The organism is Marinimicrobium koreense (genome assembly GCF_003762925.1).
In the GTDB taxonomy this organism is placed as follows: Bacteria; Pseudomonadota; Gammaproteobacteria; order Pseudomonadales; family Cellvibrionaceae; genus Marinimicrobium; species Marinimicrobium koreense.
Map to the genome: position 1 here is coordinate 120,112 of NZ_RJUK01000002.1, position 16,481 is coordinate 136,592.

General features: G+C 58.7%; 9 protein-coding genes and 1 tRNA gene. 1 reads left to right on the forward strand and 9 read right to left on the reverse strand.

All coding sequences use genetic code 11. From position 1 onward, the window contains the following. Positions 1-10 precede the first annotated feature (10 nt). The 4 genes from araD to rnr form a co-directional block, all read right to left on the reverse strand. Positions 11-703 carry an L-ribulose-5-phosphate 4-epimerase AraD gene (araD, locus tag EDC38_RS13130; protein WP_123639041.1) on the reverse strand — a complete coding sequence of 231 codons (693 nt, stop codon included), beginning with the start codon at positions 701-703 and terminating at the stop codon, positions 11-13. Further along, positions 700-2,367 carry a ribulokinase gene (locus tag EDC38_RS13135; protein ID WP_123639042.1) on the reverse strand — a complete coding sequence of 556 codons (1,668 nt, stop codon included), beginning with the start codon at positions 2,365-2,367 and terminating at the stop codon, positions 700-702. Before EDC38_RS13135 ends, araD begins: the two co-directional genes overlap by 4 nt. A 378-nt stretch (positions 2,368-2,745) precedes the next feature. Continuing rightward, positions 2,746-3,489, reverse strand: coding sequence for a 23S rRNA (guanosine(2251)-2'-O)-methyltransferase RlmB (rlmB, locus tag EDC38_RS13140; protein WP_024462377.1), 744 nt, complete (start codon positions 3,487-3,489; stop codon positions 2,746-2,748). A 108-nt stretch (positions 3,490-3,597) separates the two neighbouring features. Continuing rightward, a complete protein-coding gene (gene rnr / locus EDC38_RS13145) occupies positions 3,598-6,156 on the reverse strand; it encodes a ribonuclease R (RefSeq protein ID WP_123639043.1) in 2,559 nt (852 codons plus the stop codon). Between the two features lie 300 nt (positions 6,157-6,456). Between rnr and EDC38_RS13150 the strand changes: the two genes are divergently transcribed. Beyond that, positions 6,457-6,543 (forward strand) — tRNA-Leu (locus tag EDC38_RS13150). 327 nt (positions 6,544-6,870) lie between these two features. Here EDC38_RS13150 and EDC38_RS13155 read toward each other — a convergent pair. The 5 genes from EDC38_RS13155 to EDC38_RS13175 all read right to left on the reverse strand — a co-directional run bounded on the left by EDC38_RS13155 (position 6,871) and on the right by EDC38_RS13175 (position 16,152). Then, the gene (locus EDC38_RS13155; RefSeq protein WP_123639044.1) at positions 6,871-8,067 is read right to left on the reverse strand and encodes a hypothetical protein; all 1,197 of its coding nucleotides are present in this window, start codon (positions 8,065-8,067) and stop codon (positions 6,871-6,873) included. 68 nt (positions 8,068-8,135) lie between these two features. Next, positions 8,136-9,650 (reverse strand): tryptophan halogenase family protein, encoded by a 1,515-nt coding sequence (locus tag EDC38_RS13160; protein WP_211331132.1) that lies wholly within the window; start codon positions 9,648-9,650, stop codon positions 8,136-8,138. Between the two features lie 18 nt (positions 9,651-9,668). Next, positions 9,669-11,111, reverse strand: coding sequence for a tryptophan 7-halogenase (locus EDC38_RS13165; protein ID WP_123639046.1), 1,443 nt, complete (start codon positions 11,109-11,111; stop codon positions 9,669-9,671). Beyond that, a complete protein-coding gene (locus EDC38_RS13170) occupies positions 11,104-12,636 on the reverse strand; it encodes a tryptophan halogenase family protein (protein WP_123639047.1) in 1,533 nt (510 codons plus the stop codon). Before EDC38_RS13170 ends, EDC38_RS13165 begins: the two co-directional genes overlap by 8 nt. Before the next feature lie 129 nt (positions 12,637-12,765). Then, entirely contained in the window at positions 12,766-16,152 is a 3,387-nt protein-coding gene (locus tag EDC38_RS13175; protein ID WP_246004439.1) for a TonB-dependent receptor, read from the reverse strand. Positions 16,153-16,481: the final 329 nt, after the last annotated feature.

The window sequence follows — 16,481 nt, forward strand, 5'->3', positions numbered from 1 at the left end:
AAAGGGTTAATCAATTCTGACCGTAGTAAGCGTTTTTGCCGTGCTTACGCAGGTAGTGTTTGTCGATGATGGCCTGCTTGAGAGGCTGCACATCGGGGCGCAAAGTGCGGGTGAGGTAGGCCATTTTGGCCATCTCTTCCAGAACCACCGCGTGATACACCGACTGGGCCGCGTCTTTACCCCAGGTGAAGGGCGCGTGGCCGGCAATGATGCACATGGGGGTTTCCACCGGGCTGCGATCTTTGAAACAGTCGGTAATCTGTACGCCGGTTTCTTCTTCGTAGTCGCGTTTGATCTGCTCATCGCTCATCACCGCGGTCACCGGAATATCGCCGTAGGCGTAGTCGGCGTGAGTGGTGCCATAGCAGGGAATCGGCTGCTGGGCCTGCGCCCAGGCTGTAGCGTAGGTGGAGTGGGTGTGGGTCACGCCACCTATGCTCTCGAAGTGCCGATACAGATGGGTGTGGGTTTTGGTGTCCGAGGAGGGACGCATCTTGCCTTCCACTACATTGTTGTCGAGGTCGACCACAACAATGTCATCCACTTTCATATCTTCGTACGCCACACCGCTGGGCTTGATAGCAACCACGCCCTTATCACGGTCGATCTGCGATACGTTGCCCCAGGTGTACACCACCAGCTTGCGGTGGTGCAGCTCCATATTGGCTTCGAATACCTGCTCTTTCAGTTCGCGGTAGCTCATTTGCGCTCTCCTTCCACAAAGGCGCCCAGCGCCTGGTAATTCTGGTACAAACGATCATAAACGGCGGCGTTATCGGCGTTCGGCGTGTAGCTCTTGCACACGGGCGAAGCCATCACCTTCTGGGCCGCGGCCACATCGGGATGAACACCGGCAATGGTGGAGGCAAAAATGGCGGCGCCCAGGGCGCAGCTCTGCTCGCTTTCCAGTACATCGATCTGGCAGTTCCAGACATCCGAACAGACCTGCATGATGAAGTCGGATTTTTTGGAGATACCGCCGATCACCACCACAGAGTTGATCGCCACACCTTCGGACTTGAAGCGCTCAATAATGGCGCGAGCACCAAAGGCGGTGGCCTCCACCAGGGAACGGAAGATCTGCGGAGCCTCGCTGCCCATCTTCAAGCCGGCGATGGCCATGGTCAGGGTCTGATCGGCATCCGGGGTGCGGCGGCCGTTGACCCAGTCCAGTGCGGTAATGCCCGTTTCGCCAGCAGGAATCTGGCTGGCGGCATCGCCCAGGGCGGCGAGGGTTTTGTCTTCGATCTCTTCGGCGAGCTTTGTGCGCGTAGCCTCATCAAGAGAGTTGCTGCTGGCCAACAGGGTCTGCACCGGCCAGTTGATCAGGTTGCGGAACCAGGCATAGAGGTCACCAAAGGCGGATTGACCGGCCTCCAGGCCCACCAGGCCGGGAATCACTGAGCCGTCCACCTGACCACAGATACCGCGAATGCATTTATCGCCAATGTCTTCATAGGTGGCGACGGTGATATCACAGGTGGAGGTACCCATCACCTTGGTCAACACGCCGGGTTTGACGTTGGCCGCCACAGCGCCCATATGGCAATCAAAGGCACCAAAGCCGACCGGAATGCCCGCCGGCAGGCCCAGCTTGTCGGCCCACTCTTCGGTCAGGGGGCCCACAGTTTCGGCGGAGGTGAAGGTCTCGGCGGGCAGGCGATCGCGCAGCCCGTCCAGCACCGGGTCCAGGCCGGTAAAGAAGTCGTTGGGGGGATAGCCACCCCAGCTTTCGTGCCACATCACTTTGTGACCCGCCGCGCAGCGACCCGCACGGAATTTGCTCGGATGGGTGGTGCCGGTCAGTATCGCGGGCATCCAGTCACAGTGCTCAACCCAGCTGTACGCAGCCTCGGCCACGGAGGGGTCTGCTTTCATGACGTGCCAGGCCTTGGCCCAGAACCATTCGGAGGAGTAGATACCACCTTCATACTTGAGATAGTTGGGCTCGGACTTTTCGGCCGCTGCGGTAATGGCCTGGGCTTCTTTGATCGCCGTGTGGTCTTTCCACAGCACGAACATGGCGTTCGGGTTTTCGGCGAACTCAGGCTTCAACGCCAGCGCGACACCTTCGCTGTCCACCGGGACCGGTGTGGAACCGGTGGTATCAAAGCTGATACCCACTACCTGCTGCGCCGCGCCGGCCGGTGCTTTTTCCCACAGGCCCTGTACGGCTTGCTCAACCCCTTCCAAATAATCCAGCGGGTGCTGGCGGAACTGGTTTTTGGCCGGTTCGGAGTAAAGCCCCTGGTTCCAACGCTTGTAGGGCACCACGGTGGTGGCGACTTCCTGCCCATTGGCGGTGTCCACCAACAGTGCGCGAACCGAGTCGGAGCCGTAATCCAGGCCCAGTGCATAAGACGTCATAGAACCATTACCTTTTATTTGCAGCACAGGAGTGTGCATCAGTTACCAATCTGTTTTGTATTATAATATGCGAAACCGTGTTTCTGTCAATGTTTTTCGCGGGCTCTGGCGACCAAGATGCTGGCATTGCAGCCACCCGACCAGGGAACGACCAACACCACGCGGCACCCTGTGAGCGCCCTACTCACTCGACCGAGGAATGACTTTATAAGTAATATAATATAAGGCCGTAGACGCGCAACATCAAGCCAAAAACCGGTAGCAGCCCCGTCTAAAGTTGTTGTTTTCAAGATTTTTGGCCCTATAAAACGAAAAAGGCGCCTAAATAGGCGCCTTATAGTCTTAAAAATCATATGACCAAAAAAGGATAACAGATCGCTACCGAGCCCTCTGGCGCACCGCCTCAAACAGACAGACCCCGGTGGCGACCGAGACGTTCAGACTGCTGACCGTGCCCGCCATGGGAATATTGATCAGAAAATCGCAGGTTTCCCGGGTCAGGCGACGCAGCCCTTCCCCCTCGGCCCCCATGATCAGTGCGATCGGGCCCTTCAGATCACTCTGGTAGACAGACGCGCTCGCCTCGCCCGCCGCGCCCACCAGCCAGATGCCGGACTCCTGGAGTTTTTTGAGGGTGCGGGCCAGATTGGTCACCGGCACAAAGGGTAGAACCTCCGCCGCGCCACAGGCCACCTTACGCGCTACCGGGTTGAGGCCGGCAGACTTGTCTTTGGGCGCGATCACCGCATCCACCCCGGCCGCTTCGGCGGTACGCATGCAGGCCCCCAGGTTATGGGGGTCCGTCACACCATCGAGCACCAGCAACAGCGGCGGGTGGTCCAGCTCGCTTAACCGCTGAAACAGAAAGCCTTCATCGTGGACCTGCCCGGGCCGACAGTTCGCCACTATGCCCTGGTGGTTTTCACCTTCGGCCAGGGCATCCAGCTTGCCCCGCCCCATCGGCTGAACCGACACGCCTTGCGCCTCGGCCAGTTTCAGGATTTTCTGCAGACGCTGGTCGCCGCGCCCTTGCAGACAGTACAGCTGCAACACCCGCTGCGGGGCACTTTTCAACAGCGCCTGCACCGAGTGCAGGCCAAAGACGATTTCACTCTTACTCACAGATGGTTCCGGCCCTGAATCTTCGATCAATCACTGGGCCGGTCACTACTGCCGCCGGCCCGACTCAACGCCCTCTGGCGAAGGCTGCACAGGTTTTCAAACCAGTGGTTATCTCTTCTTCGTAAACTTAGCCAGCGCTTTTTTAAAGCCAGCTGCCGCCGACGCAAGTAGAGACCGGCTCTCAGTCGGTTGAGTCGCTTTCTCCGATCGAACTGTTCCAGCTTTCTTCGAATGCGCAGTTTTCTGACTTTCCTGTTTACCATGACGTTGTCCGGATGAACCTCGTTTGGATGAACGGGACGGGCCACGCTCGTCGTTGCCACCCCGCGAGCGGCCACGGCCTTTGCCCTTGCCCGACTTTTTGGGGGCGGCATCCCGCCCGTCAGCGGCGGGAGGACGGGCATTGGTTTTGCCCTTGCCCCGACGGGTCGCGGTAACCGACTCCATTTCAAAATCAATTTTGCGACTATCCAGATCGACCTGCACCACTCGCACCCGGAGCTCATCGCCCAGGCTGAACACCTTGCGGGTGCGATCACCCACCAGGCGATGCTGGGCGGGCTCGAACCGGTAGTAGTCGTGCGGCAGTGCCGTGATATGGACCAGCCCTTCGACGTACAGATCCTTCAGCTCGACAAACAGGCCAAAACCGACCACCGAGGCCACTACGCCGTCGAACACCTCGCCGACATGATCCTGCAGGAATTCGCACTTGAGCCAACTGGCCACATCCCGGGTGGCCTCGTCCGCACGCCGCTCGGTCATTGAGCAGTGCTCGCCCAGAGCGACCACATCCCCGGTTTCATAGGGGTAGATCTCCTTGCGGGACAGCGGCTTGGCGCCCTCGACCCGCGCGACATTGGCGGTCTGGCGGTCGCTGCGGATGACGGACCGGATGGCCCGGTGCACCAGCAGGTCCGGGTAGCGACGGATCGGCGAGGTAAAGTGGGTGTAGGCATCGAAGCCGAGGCCGAAGTGGCCTTCGTTGTCTACCTGATAGACCGCCTGGCGCAGGGTGCGCAGCATGACCATCTGAATCAGATGGCTGTCCGAGCGGCCCTGAATCTGTTGCATCAGTGCCTGGAAATCGGCCGAACTCGGGTCCGCGCCGCCACCGAGGCCAAGGCCCAGCTCGCCCAGGAACTCACGCAAGTTGGCGAGCTTCTCTTCGGTCGGCCCCTGGTGCACCCGGTACAGGCAGGTGATCTGGTGCTTCTCCAGGAAGCGCGCGGTGCACACGTTGGCGCACAGCATGCACTCTTCGATCAACTTGTGCGCATCGTTGCGCTGAACCGGGACAATCCGGTCGATTTTGCGGTCTTCGTTGAACACGATCTGGGTTTCAACGGTTTCAAAGTCGATGGCACCGCGCTCATCCCGGGCCTTGCGCAGGACCTTGTAGAGCTTATGCAGGCTGTGCAGTTGCGGCAGCACTTCCTTGAACTCCTGGCGCAGCGGATGCTCGTCATCGCCATCGGCCTGAAGAATGTCCCACACCTGGTCGTAGGTCAACCGCGCATGGGAGTGCATGACACCTTCGAAGAACTTGTAGCTGGTGATCTTGCCCTCGGCGTCGAGATTCATCTCGCACACCATGCACAGGCGGTCGACCTTCGGGTTCAGGGAGCACAGGCCGTTGGAGATGGCCTCTGGCAGCATGGGCACCACATAGTCCGGGAAATACACCGAGTTGCCACGCTTGCGCCCCTCAACATCCAGCGCGCTGCTGCACGGAACGTAATGGGACACATCGGCAATCGCGACGGACAGACGCCAGCCGCCGCCTTTGCGCTTCTCACACAGCACCGCGTCGTCAAAGTCCCGGGCGTCGGCGCCATCAATGGTGACAAATGGCAGGTGGCGAATATCGACCCGGTGCTGCTTGTCTTTTTCCTGCACGGTGTCGGACAGCGCTTCGGCTTCGCTCAGCGCCTCGGCGGGCCACTCGCTGGGAATGCCGTGAGACTGGATGGCCAGCTCGATCTCCATCCCGGGTGCCATATGGTCACCCAGCACCTGGATGACCTTACCGGTCGCCGGGCGTTTCTTATCCGGCTGCTGGGTAATGGCCACCACCACGATCTGACCGGACTTGGCGTCGCCTTCGGCGCCGGGCGGAATCAGAATGTCGTGGGTAATTCGCTGATTTTCCGGCGAAACGAACTGCACCCCGTCCTCGCGAAAGAGGCGACCGGCCAGCTGTTCCGTGTTGCGCGAGAGGACTTCAACAATGGCGGCCTCATCCTTGCCCCGGTAGGAGCCAGTGACACGGACCAGCACTTCGTCGCCATCGAACACCCGGCGCATCTGCCGGTTGTGTAAATAGAGGTCATTGCCGCCCTTGGCGGGAATCACGAAGCCGTAGCCGTCTTTATGACCCTGGACGCGGCCACGGATCACATCAATTTTGTCCAGCCGGGCGAAGGCGCCGCGGCGGTTGCTGACCAGCTGCCCGTCGCGCGCCATGGCGATCAGGCGCCGGCGTACGGCTTCAACCTGGTCTTCGTCGCGAAGATCGAGCATCTCGCAGACTTCGGGGTGGGTCACCGGGCCCGGGGCGTCTTCCAGCAATTGCAGAATGAATTCGCGGCTGGGCACGGGGTTATCGTATTTCTGTGCTTCTCGCTCAGCGTAGGGGTCGTGCTTCGGGTGTTTCTCTTTGCTCAAAACGGATATCCTGTAACGGAAAATGAATGCCCCTTGTGAGGGCCAATAGTAAGTCGCCTACGGATGATATGGACGGAAGCCTGAGAGGTTTCAAGGCCGAGGTAGGCGCAGAAAGAGCCCTTTTGGGGGCAATTGGTTGACTGTTTGCCGACATTATAGGCCAGTTAGGCCCATAAACCCATGGATGAGTTCAGTTTAGCCCAAAAAAATTTAATTTCCTGACATCCGAACCGTTGACAAGGCCCATATCTGACATTATAGTTCGCGTCCTCGGCTGATGACACGCCGAGCGAATCACCTGCCCAGGTGGTGAAATTGGTAGACACGCTAGCTTCAGGTGCTAGTGACCTTACGGTCGTGGAGGTTCAAGTCCTCTCCTGGGCACCATATAGAAGAAGGCAGATCCGAAAGGATCTGCCTTTTTTATTGCCAGTCGAGGACTCCGTCCTCCGCCGCTTCGCGCATCCATGCGCTCTCGCGGCTCCCATACATCCTGTATGGGTCCCGGGCACCATCTTAAAGAACCGAGCCGAATGGCTCGGTTTTTTTATGCCCACTCGAGGACCAAGGTCCTCTAGTTCTCCGCGTGCTGTGTGACTGTCGGATTACGGCCGCTGGCCTAATCCGACCTACTGGGCTGCTGGGTGGTTTTCATTCTACGAGTAGGTCGGATTAGCCCCGCAGGGGCGTAATCCGACATTGCGCCGTCAGTACTTACTGCAGATTGAAGTACAAGGTGGGGGCTAGTTTCGGGTCGTCCGCCTGACTGTCGTAGAAGGTGGCCTCCAAAGCGCCGAGCGGACGGATCAGCAGCCCCTTGGTGGTGCCATCCAGCAGACGCTGCATGACTGGTCGTGATAGGGTTATGTGGGTTTTTCCTCCGCGCTCCGCGGCCGGCTCTACGTCAAACACCATCTGGCCGTTGACCAGGGTCTCCAACGGTTCTTCGCGCGCGAACCCCTGAAAGGTGAGTTCTTTCTGATCCCATTGCTCCGGGCCGCCCATGACTTCGAACACCCGGATTTTATCGAACTCGACGCCCAGGTCTTCCTCATAGGCGGCGACGTAGTTCCCTCCCTTCTGCACCGACTGGGTGGTAAGCTCCAATACGCCCGCCCCGTCGGCTTCAGCGTTTTTTAATGCCGACAGATCCCAGCGCAGCAACACCCACTGGTCGGCGCTGACCGTCAACACGGGGACCTTCGTTCCTTTCTCCTCTGTATGCCAACCATCAAAGTTGACCATCGGGTAATCCCGGTTCAGGACAACGTCATGATCAGCGGGGCGGTGCTGGGTGAAGGTATCCAGTGCCGGGATGGGCGGATGGTACACCAGCGGTTCCCCCACATCCGCCTCGGCACCGGCCGCCCGCACGACGTCCGCACGGTAGTAGTCCACGTCCACATGGTACTGGCCGAGGCCCCAGTCAGTGGCGCTGAGCTGGACATTCAGGTCGTCGCCCGGCACGGCATCCAGCCCTTCAGTAGTCATGCTGATGGTGTGCCACTCGGTGGTATTCGGAATGTCGTATTCCCGCAGGTGTTGATGAAAATCCGTGGTGCGTTGGGTATTGATCATGAAGTTCACCCGCCGCGGCGCATCACTGACGCGGATACGCGCCTCAATGCGCAGCTCGTAGTCGGGGCTGGCGAGTTTCTCCATACCCAGATGCGGTGCGACATTGCGTTTGATGATGGACCACCAGACGTTGTGTTGGTCATCAGTGGCATCAATTTCCATGCGTGCATGGCCGTCGAGCGGCACTAAGTTCAGGCGCGCGTCACCGTCGCCGGTGAAGTACTGCCAGTCGGGGTGTATTTCATTACCCTCAAAGTGATCGACGAATTGGGCGTGGGCCGCCGGGCCCAATAGAGTGACAAATAATATGGAAAGGGGAGCGAGGGATTTCATGATGGCCTTTTGCTGTTATTGGTGAGATTAAAAGTTGTCGGATTACGCCCCTGCGGGGCGAATCCGACCTACTCGGTGTTGGCGGGCGCTGCGCAGTGTTTGGCGATAAATTCCGAGTGCATGGGCATGTATTCCACGGATTTGTTGATCACATTGCGAATACTCTCCAGGCGTCGGGCAATTTCATCTTTCGACAGAGTATCTACAATCGGGTGGTAGCCTTCCGCCTTCAGGCCCTGACCGTGCATCACCTCCAGCCAACTGGTCTCGTTGAACAGTTCTTCATTGGTGCGGAAGATGCGACCGTTTTTCCGATAGTGATTCATTTTCTGTTTCAGGGTATCGGGTACATCCATGGTCCGACAGTAATTCCAGAACTCGGAGTCGTCGCGCTGGGTTACGTGATAGTGGGCGATCAGGAAGTCCCGGATGCGGGTATATTCGAAATCCACCTGGCGGTTGTATTCGTCGATATCTTCCTGATCAAAATTCCGGTTTGGAAACAGGCTCATCAATTTGGCGATCCCGGACTGCACCAGATGAATGCTGGTGGACTCCAACGGCTCCATAAAACCACTGGCCAGCCCCAGTGCCACACAGTTTTTATTCCAGAATTTCAAGCGTTTTCCGGTGGTGAAGCGAATGAACTTCGGATCCGCCAGGGGCTCACCATCCAGGTTCTTCAACAGGGTATCCGCCGCTTCATCGTCACTGATAAATTGACTGCAATAAACATGGCCGTTGCCGGTGCGATGCTGCAGGGGAATTCGCCACTGCCAGCCCGCCGAATGAGCGGTGGAGCGAGTATAGGGCACCGGCTCCGCCACTTTAGCGCATGGGACGGCCACCGCGCGATCGCAGGGCAGCCAGCGCGACCACTTCTCGTAGCCTGTTTTCAGCGCCTGCTCTATCAGCAGCCCTCTGAAGCCGGAGCAATCGATAAACAGATCGGCTTCCAGGGTTTCACCGTCATCCAGGGTAATTGATTCGATAAACCCGTCATCCGGACGGAGCGATACCCGCTCGATTTTGCCTTCCCGACGACGCACTCCGCGTTCCATGGCGTAGTCTCGCAGGAACATGGCGTAGCGGGCCGCATCAAAGTGAAATGCATAGGCAATGCGGGATAAGGGCGAATTCCCTGCGTCCACCGGACGCATGAACCGCCCCTGTTCGACCGCCTGACAGTTCAGCGTGTAGGCGTCGATATTGGGGGCTTCGCCGGCCTGGAACAGTTTTAGCCAGTAGTGGTAAAACTGCACGCCCTCCATATCCTTGCCGACTTCACCAAACGCATGAAGGTACCGCTCGCCGATGTGCCCCCAGTTGACGAACTGAATCCCCAACTTAAAGGTTCCCTGGGTGCGTCGGATGAATTCATTCTCATCCAGGCCGAGCATCTGGTTGAACAGCTGAATCTGGGGGATGGTCGCTTCCCCTACGCCGACCGTGCCGATCGAGTCCGACTCCACCAATTGGATGTCGCAGTACTGGTTCTTCAGAACCTTGGCCATTGCCGCTGCGGCCATCCAGCCGGCGGTGCCACCACCAACGATCATCACTTTACGAACACGGTTGTCCATCGTCATTACCTCTGTCAATCACACCACTGCCGGGCAGTGGTGTTGAATCACCTGTTTCAGGGTCGGCATGCGTTCGGCCGCCGACACCAGTGTGTCATAGATACGTTGATGCTTGCGCCGCAGGTCTTCCGGCGACGCTTCCGCAAGCAGATTGTCCGCCGAGGCGGAACGCCAGCCCAGCCCGATCAGCAATGCCAACTGGGTTTCATCCGGCAGGGGCTCCTGATCCCGGCGCCAGAGCCGGCCAAAGGATTCAAACACCTGAAGGCGCCAGCGCAGCGATTCGGTCACCGCCTCTGATCGGGGGTCACCAGCGAGGATCAGCAATTCGTGCAGTTCCCGCCAGCTTTCAAACAGCGCCCGGTCCCGTCGGTTGAATTCGCTACGAAGCGCGGGCCGGCCGGCCGCATCCGGCAACAGCTCAAGCCATAGCAGGAGTGACTGACAGGCACGATGCCACTCCGAACAGAGTAGCTCCCCGGGCTGTCCCGCCGCCCGGCCCAGGGCCAGGCAGTTATGCCGCCAGGGCGTTTCGCGCTGCCCCCACTGCAGCGGATATTTCACCCAATCGCAGTCTTGGGATTGCATTTTTGCTGTGGCTTGCTCGGCAGTCTCACCCGGCGATACCCATCGCTCCACGACCCCGCTTTGCTGAGTATCTACCGCGCGCTGCCAGCCCCAAACCTGTTGAGTCAATGTACTGTAGGGCATCCAGTCCAAGGTTGTTCCACCCCGGCCCACCCAGTGGTACGACCACAGAGCGGACGCCTCCTCCAATGGCACGCCCAAACCCTGCCCAATCAGTAACGCCTCGTCGCCCGTCGCGTCCAGGTAAAAATCGCCCTGCACCGACTCGTCATCATCCAGGCGTAAACGCTGAATGCCGAACTGCGGATCCGCTTCGACGCTCAACCGGGTGCAGCGTACCGCAGACACGCCCAGAGAATCCGCATACTCGGCCAACAGCGTTCGCATTGCGCCTTTGTCGAGGTTCATCCCGTAGCGCAGTGTGGATTTGACCGAGCGAGGATCATTGACCGGGAAATCAAACCGCCCCCGTCGCGCCGCCTGGGTAGCCAGGAAATGCTCATTAAAACGGGCCTGCTTGTCCGGGGCGCAGGCCCGGAAAAACTCATGCTCGAAACTGGCCGGCGCGGCCGGGATTCCATGGCGGCCATAGGGCATGAAGAATTCGCCCTTGGTCCCCTGGCCCAAGACTCCGAGAGAAAACAGTCCCTGGGCGCGAACCATCAGGTCCCGTTCCGGCAACCCGACCATCGCCAGCCACTCCAGAAAAGGCGGCTGAGCGACTTCCACGGGTGAAACATCGTCTTCGCCCGTGCGAATCCAGGTCACACGAGCGCCATAGCGGGAGAGAAACCGTGCCAGTGTCACCACCGTCCCGGCGGCGACCAGTCCGTTACCCACGACCACAAGGTGCTCCAGGTTGGCTTTATCCATAGCGGCCTCCGTATAGACTCATGGGAGCCGCCGCACTGGGTGCAACACCTCCACGGGCCAACACCTCCCGATGCAGAGGCAGGGCCTGGGCAGTGCGATTCAGGTGGTTCGCCAACTGCTCCAGCGGCCCCTTGAGCGAGGCAACCGGTTGCTGGGCGACCCGAGGGTCAATCGCCTCGGGATTCAGTCCCTGCCCCAGATAAACGGCGAGCCAACTGGGGGGCGCAAACAATCCCTGATCGTAAAACTCGATTGTCGCGGACTCCTTGAACAGGGCGATTTTGCGCTGCAGCCCCTCGGGTACCGACATGTGGGCACAGTCCTGCCAGAATTCCGAGTCTTCGCGTTGATTGAGGTGGTAGTGCAGAATGATGAAGTCCCGAACCCGCTCATACTCCAGACTCATCCAGCGGTTGAACGCCTCGCGCCCCACCGCGCCACTTTTGCTATTGTGGAAGAATTCCACCAGTTTGAAAACGGCCATTTGAATCAGGTAGATACTGGTGGACTCCAACGGTTCCAGAAAGCCGCTGGATAGCCCAATGGCAATGACGTTTTTATCCCAACTGCGCGCCCTCGCCCCCGCCTCAAAGCGAATCAGGTTGGGGTCGCTCTGAGGTGCGCCGTTGAGCGAGCCAATCAATTGGGCGCAAGCCTCATCGTCACTGATGGACCGACTGTCGTATACCTGGCCATTACCGGTGCGCTCCTGCAAAGGGATACGCCATTGCCACCCGGTGGTGGTAGCCGTCGAGCGCGTGAACGATGGCGGCTCTGAAAGCGCACCACTGGCGATCGCCACGGCCCGGTCACAGGGGAGCCAGTGCTTCCAGCTGTTGAATGGCACACCCAGTGTCTGCCCCAGTAACAGCGAACGAAAGCCGGAGCAGTCAATAAACAGATCACCCTCGATGCGCTCTCCGGACTCCAGGGTGAGCGCCGCAACACCACCATCAGACTCGCGCGGAATAACCGACTGTATCCGACCTTCGGTGCGGGTAACACCACGCTGCTCCGCATACGCACGCAGATACCCTGCGTAGCGGGAAGCATCCAGGTGGAACGCATAACCATAGCCGAATTCAGAGTGCTCGGGCGGCGGCGCAAAGCGGCCGAGCCGGGCGGCCTGTGCCGCCAGAGAAAATGCATCCAGGTTAAGCTCGGGCCACTCATCCCGGGTGCGCAACCAGTAATGATGGAAGTCGATGCCGTCGATATCACCACCAAACGCACTGAAGGGATGCAGATAACGGCTGGTCTCGCGTCCCCAGCCAACAAATTCAATGGCCAGCTTGTAGGTCGCCTGAGTCGCGTGAATGAACTCGCGCTCATCAATGCCCAACAACGCGTTGAAATAGCGGATGTGTGGAATCGTAGCCTCACCGACACCGACGGTGCCGATCTGCTCGGACTCAATCAGTTGTAGGCTTACACGGGAGGGTAGCAACCGTGCCAATGCCGCAGCGCTCATCCAGCCCGCCGTGCCGCCGCCCACGATGACAATACGCTGGGGTCCTACCGTCATGCTGATTGCCTCACTGCGATTATTATTCAATACCGGCATTATCCCGACTCAGCAGAGCCTGAGCAAACCATAAAAAAAGGCGCAACCGATTAAGGTTGCGCCTTTCTTGGCCCGGGTCCAGCCGTGTGTTTAGAACACGGCTTTCACGGTCAGAGCCACACGACGGTCATTGACGAACCAGGAGCGGCCGGTCTCGCGACCTTCACCATCCAGTGTCATCAGGGTTTCCGTCTGGGTGTTGGCCAGGTTGGTACCCTGCAGGCCGATGGAGATTTCATCGGTCAGCTGGTAAGTCACCGAGCCATCCAGGAAGCCCGCGTCGTTGTTCCAGATCGGCTGGCCACTGATCACGTCACGAGTGGTCACCAGATACTTGGAGCGCCAGTTGTAAGCCAGGCGCGCCGACCAATCGCCCTTCTCGTACATCGCTACGAGGTTGGCGGTGTGCTCAGACTGGCCACGCAGGGGAAGACCAGACAAAGCCGCCGGATCGAATGCTTCCAGACCAGGCTGCGGCGTCGGGTTATCTTCCGGGTCCGCTTCGGTGGCGATACCGCTGCCAGAGAAGTTCGGAATACCTTCGGAGTCAATGTAGGTATAGTTCGCCTGGATACCAAAGCCATCAAACGGTTCTGGCAGCATGTCGTAGAACTGCTGGTAAGCCAGCTCGATACCCTGCAGCTTACCTTCCTCACCGTTGCGGGTGGTGGTGAACTCAACCGTCTGAGTCGTTCCGGTGCTCGGGTTGGTGAAGGTTCTCGGCAGCGCACCTTCGATAAAGAAGTTCTTGAGATCTTTATAGAAGATACTGGCAGTCAACGAACCGACCGGTGCGAAGTACCACTCCAGAGAGGCATCCCACTGAATGGACTCCATGGGCTGCAGCGCCGGGTTACCACCGTTACCGGTCCAGACGACATCGCCGACTGACAGGATGTCGGTACCGCTGTCTTCGGGTCCGGGTTCAACCGGGGCGTCTTCATCGATCGGCACACGGGTGGTGTTCAAGCCACGGGCGCCCAACACAGCCTGGTTACGCACTTCCGACATATCCGGCAGCGCAATGGCCTTGGACACGGCAAAGCGGCTGATCAGATCATCGGTCAGCTCAACCTTCAAGTTGAAGCTTGGCAGTACACCGTCCCATTCAGCGGTTTCACCCAGCTCGTTTTCATCGTAGTCGTTACCGAAGGCTTTCTCGGTATCACTCAACCAGTTGTTGGCATCGCGGGAGTAGGACAACAGAGTGTTGACTTCATCCAGCCAGTCCTGTTCCGACTCAAACAGCGCCGGATCGAACGGTCCCACCTGATCTTCCGCCCACTTGCGGATGGCGCCGCGGTCGGTCAGATCGGTTGGCGCACCATCCGGATACGGCTGACCAATCAGGTCAGGGAACTGCACCGAACCGGCCGCATCGCGGGTCAGCTCGACATAGCGCAGACCGATGTTACCGCTGTAGCGCACAGCAGACGCATCGGAACCGAAGTCCAGACGAACATAAGCCGCTTTGTTGGTTTCGGTGGTGTCATAAACTTCTGCCGGAGCAAAATAAGTGCCCGGAATCACCTCATCACGAGTGGCATACGGCTCCCAGACACCCTCGGCGCCCGGGTTGTTCTGGGGCAGAGTACGACCGGCGATGACGTCTTTCAACAACTGTTCGGAGGGGAAGATGAAGCCGTCACCGGGGATAGCCACTACGTCACCGCGGTGGAAGTCGGACCAGTCGACATATTCAAAATCGTCGCGGATTTCCGGGTCGAGCTCGGACAACCACAGCGCACCTTCGCCACCGTTCGGCGCCCACTCGGCACCGATGTGCCCCCAGTTATAGGAGGTGCTACGAACGATCTGGTTACGCTCGGCATAGCGCACACCGGCCTTGACAGAGCGGAAGAAATCGCCATTGTCGAGGTAGTGGGTCATGTCGAACCGGGCAGCCCGGGATTCACCCTCGGAGCGCTCGTAGTGGTCCATGGCCGAACGCAGCCAGTAGGAATCCAGATCCTGGAAGTAGTTGCTGTCGCCTGCCGGGTCGTTGGAGAAACCCGGGAAATCGGTGTCGTACCACTCAGGATTGGCGTCGCGACGACCATCCCAGGGTTCAACAATGGCCAGGCGAGGCGTATCACCCAGCAGGCTGAAGTTCTGCAGCGCGTACAGGCCGCTAGCAACCTGCAGGTCGTCATCTTCGGTGGTGGCATCGACAAACTGTAAATCACCCTCGAATTCCCACGCGTCGCTCGGAGTCCACTTCACGTTGAAGCTCAGATCGTCCACGATGGTGCGGGTGTCTTTGTAGCGGGTATCGGCCTGGAACTTCTGACCGAAGTAATCGTTGGTGGTGGCATAGCCTTCCGGCGCATCGCCTTCACCTTCCCAGCCGCGGGGTACACGGCCTTCACCGCCGCGCCAGCCACCACCGTCGGTGATATAGCCGGATTCAAAGATGCTGTCGCTGTCGAACGCAAACTCGGTGCCAGGGTACGGACGGGCACGACGGCTCTCGCTCACGGTGCCATCGTCATTCTCTTCACCGTAGCCACCCTGGTATTTAACGGCATTCTCTTTCCAGCTCAGACGGGCGTCGGAGCGCAGGAACTCGGCGGTCGCTTCCAGGGTTTCATCGGGGCTGGCCCACTGAACGGCAGCGGCAAAGCCCTGACGGACCCGGTCATCTTCTTTGGTGAAGAAGTTCGAACCGTTGGTCATCCACACTTGGCCATCTTCCATGGCAACGCTCTCGGGCGCTCCCAGGGTGGCTGCCTGGTACTTCACGAAGGCATCACTCTGGATACCGTGGGAGGTACCGATCAGCTCGGAGTAGGAAGCGTTCACCAGAAGGCCGAACTCACCCAGGTCCTCCGTCATCCAGCGGTTGCTGTACAGCGCGGATACCGTGGGGGAGGCCTCTTCGGCCATATCGCCATAGGAGACATCGCCGGTAAAGGCGATCATCTGGCCATCCTGATCGAAGGGTTTACGGGTTTTCAGACTGACCGTACCACCAATACCACCTTCAATCATGTCGGCGGACTGGTTTTTGTACAGGTCGACACCGGCCATCAGCTCCGGCGGCACGTCCTGGAAGTTCAGGCCACGACCGGAGTTGGCGGTAAAGGAGTCACGACCGTTGAACTCGCTTCGGGTGGCACTCATACCGCGGATTACCGCGCCACTGCCTTCAACACCGAAGTGATCCGGGTCATCCGGGGCCTGGAAGCGCTCGATCGATACGCCGGGCATACGCTGCATGGCTTCGAGCACGCTGCGGTCAGGCAGTGAGCCGATGTCTTCTGCGGAAATGGCATCGACAAAAGTGTCTGCGTTGCGTTTGATGTCCTGGGCGTTTTCCAGGTTCTGGCGAACGCCGCTGACGACGATTTCTTCTAGGAGAGGAGACTCTTCAGACGCGTTTTGCGCCAAAGAGGGTGAACCCATTGCCATAACACACATGGCAAGCATCGACTTTTTGAAGGTGATGCCTTTCTTAACGTTGTCGCGATAAACCATAGCGCTTTACCCCGTTGTTATTATGTAACACAGTATCGACCGGCAGCGCGCCCAGAGGAACTCAACTGCCTGCAAACACTTACCTGATTATTCTGTAATAGTCATTCAGACCACTATATCGATAGTGCACCATGTTCAACTAATAGTCAAATAGTAAATTAGACGAAAATGTGGCATCTGTAACCTCCCTTTATGAGACCTGTCTATCAGCCTTGAATACTGCCTGATACGCCGTTTTGTCATACAATAAGGACCAACACTCGACCTTTATGCCTTGCATCGCTATAATCGCGGCACCCGCTACCCCCTCCGGTTCTGAGCGGATAGCG

What these genes read in the sequence shown, in the direction of transcription:
- EDC38_RS13135 (WP_123639042.1), bottom strand. Translation starts at nt 2,367, where the DNA reads ATGACGTCTTATGCACTGGGCCTGGATTACGGCTCCGACTCGGTTCGC.
- araD (WP_123639041.1), bottom strand. Translation starts at nt 703, where the DNA reads ATGAGCTACCGCGAACTGAAAGAGCAGGTATTCGAAGCCAATATGGAG.
- EDC38_RS13175 (WP_246004439.1), bottom strand. Translation starts at nt 16,152, where the DNA reads ATGGTTTATCGCGACAACGTTAAGAAAGGCATCACCTTCAAAAAGTCG.
- EDC38_RS13155 (WP_123639044.1), bottom strand. Translation starts at nt 8,067, where the DNA reads ATGAAATCCCTCGCTCCCCTTTCCATATTATTTGTCACTCTATTGGGC.
- EDC38_RS13160 (WP_211331132.1), bottom strand. Translation starts at nt 9,650, where the DNA reads ATGGACAACCGTGTTCGTAAAGTGATGATCGTTGGTGGTGGCACCGCC.
- EDC38_RS13165 (WP_123639046.1), bottom strand. Translation starts at nt 11,111, where the DNA reads ATGGATAAAGCCAACCTGGAGCACCTTGTGGTCGTGGGTAACGGACTG.
- EDC38_RS13170 (WP_123639047.1), bottom strand. Translation starts at nt 12,636, where the DNA reads ATGACGGTAGGACCCCAGCGTATTGTCATCGTGGGCGGCGGCACGGCG.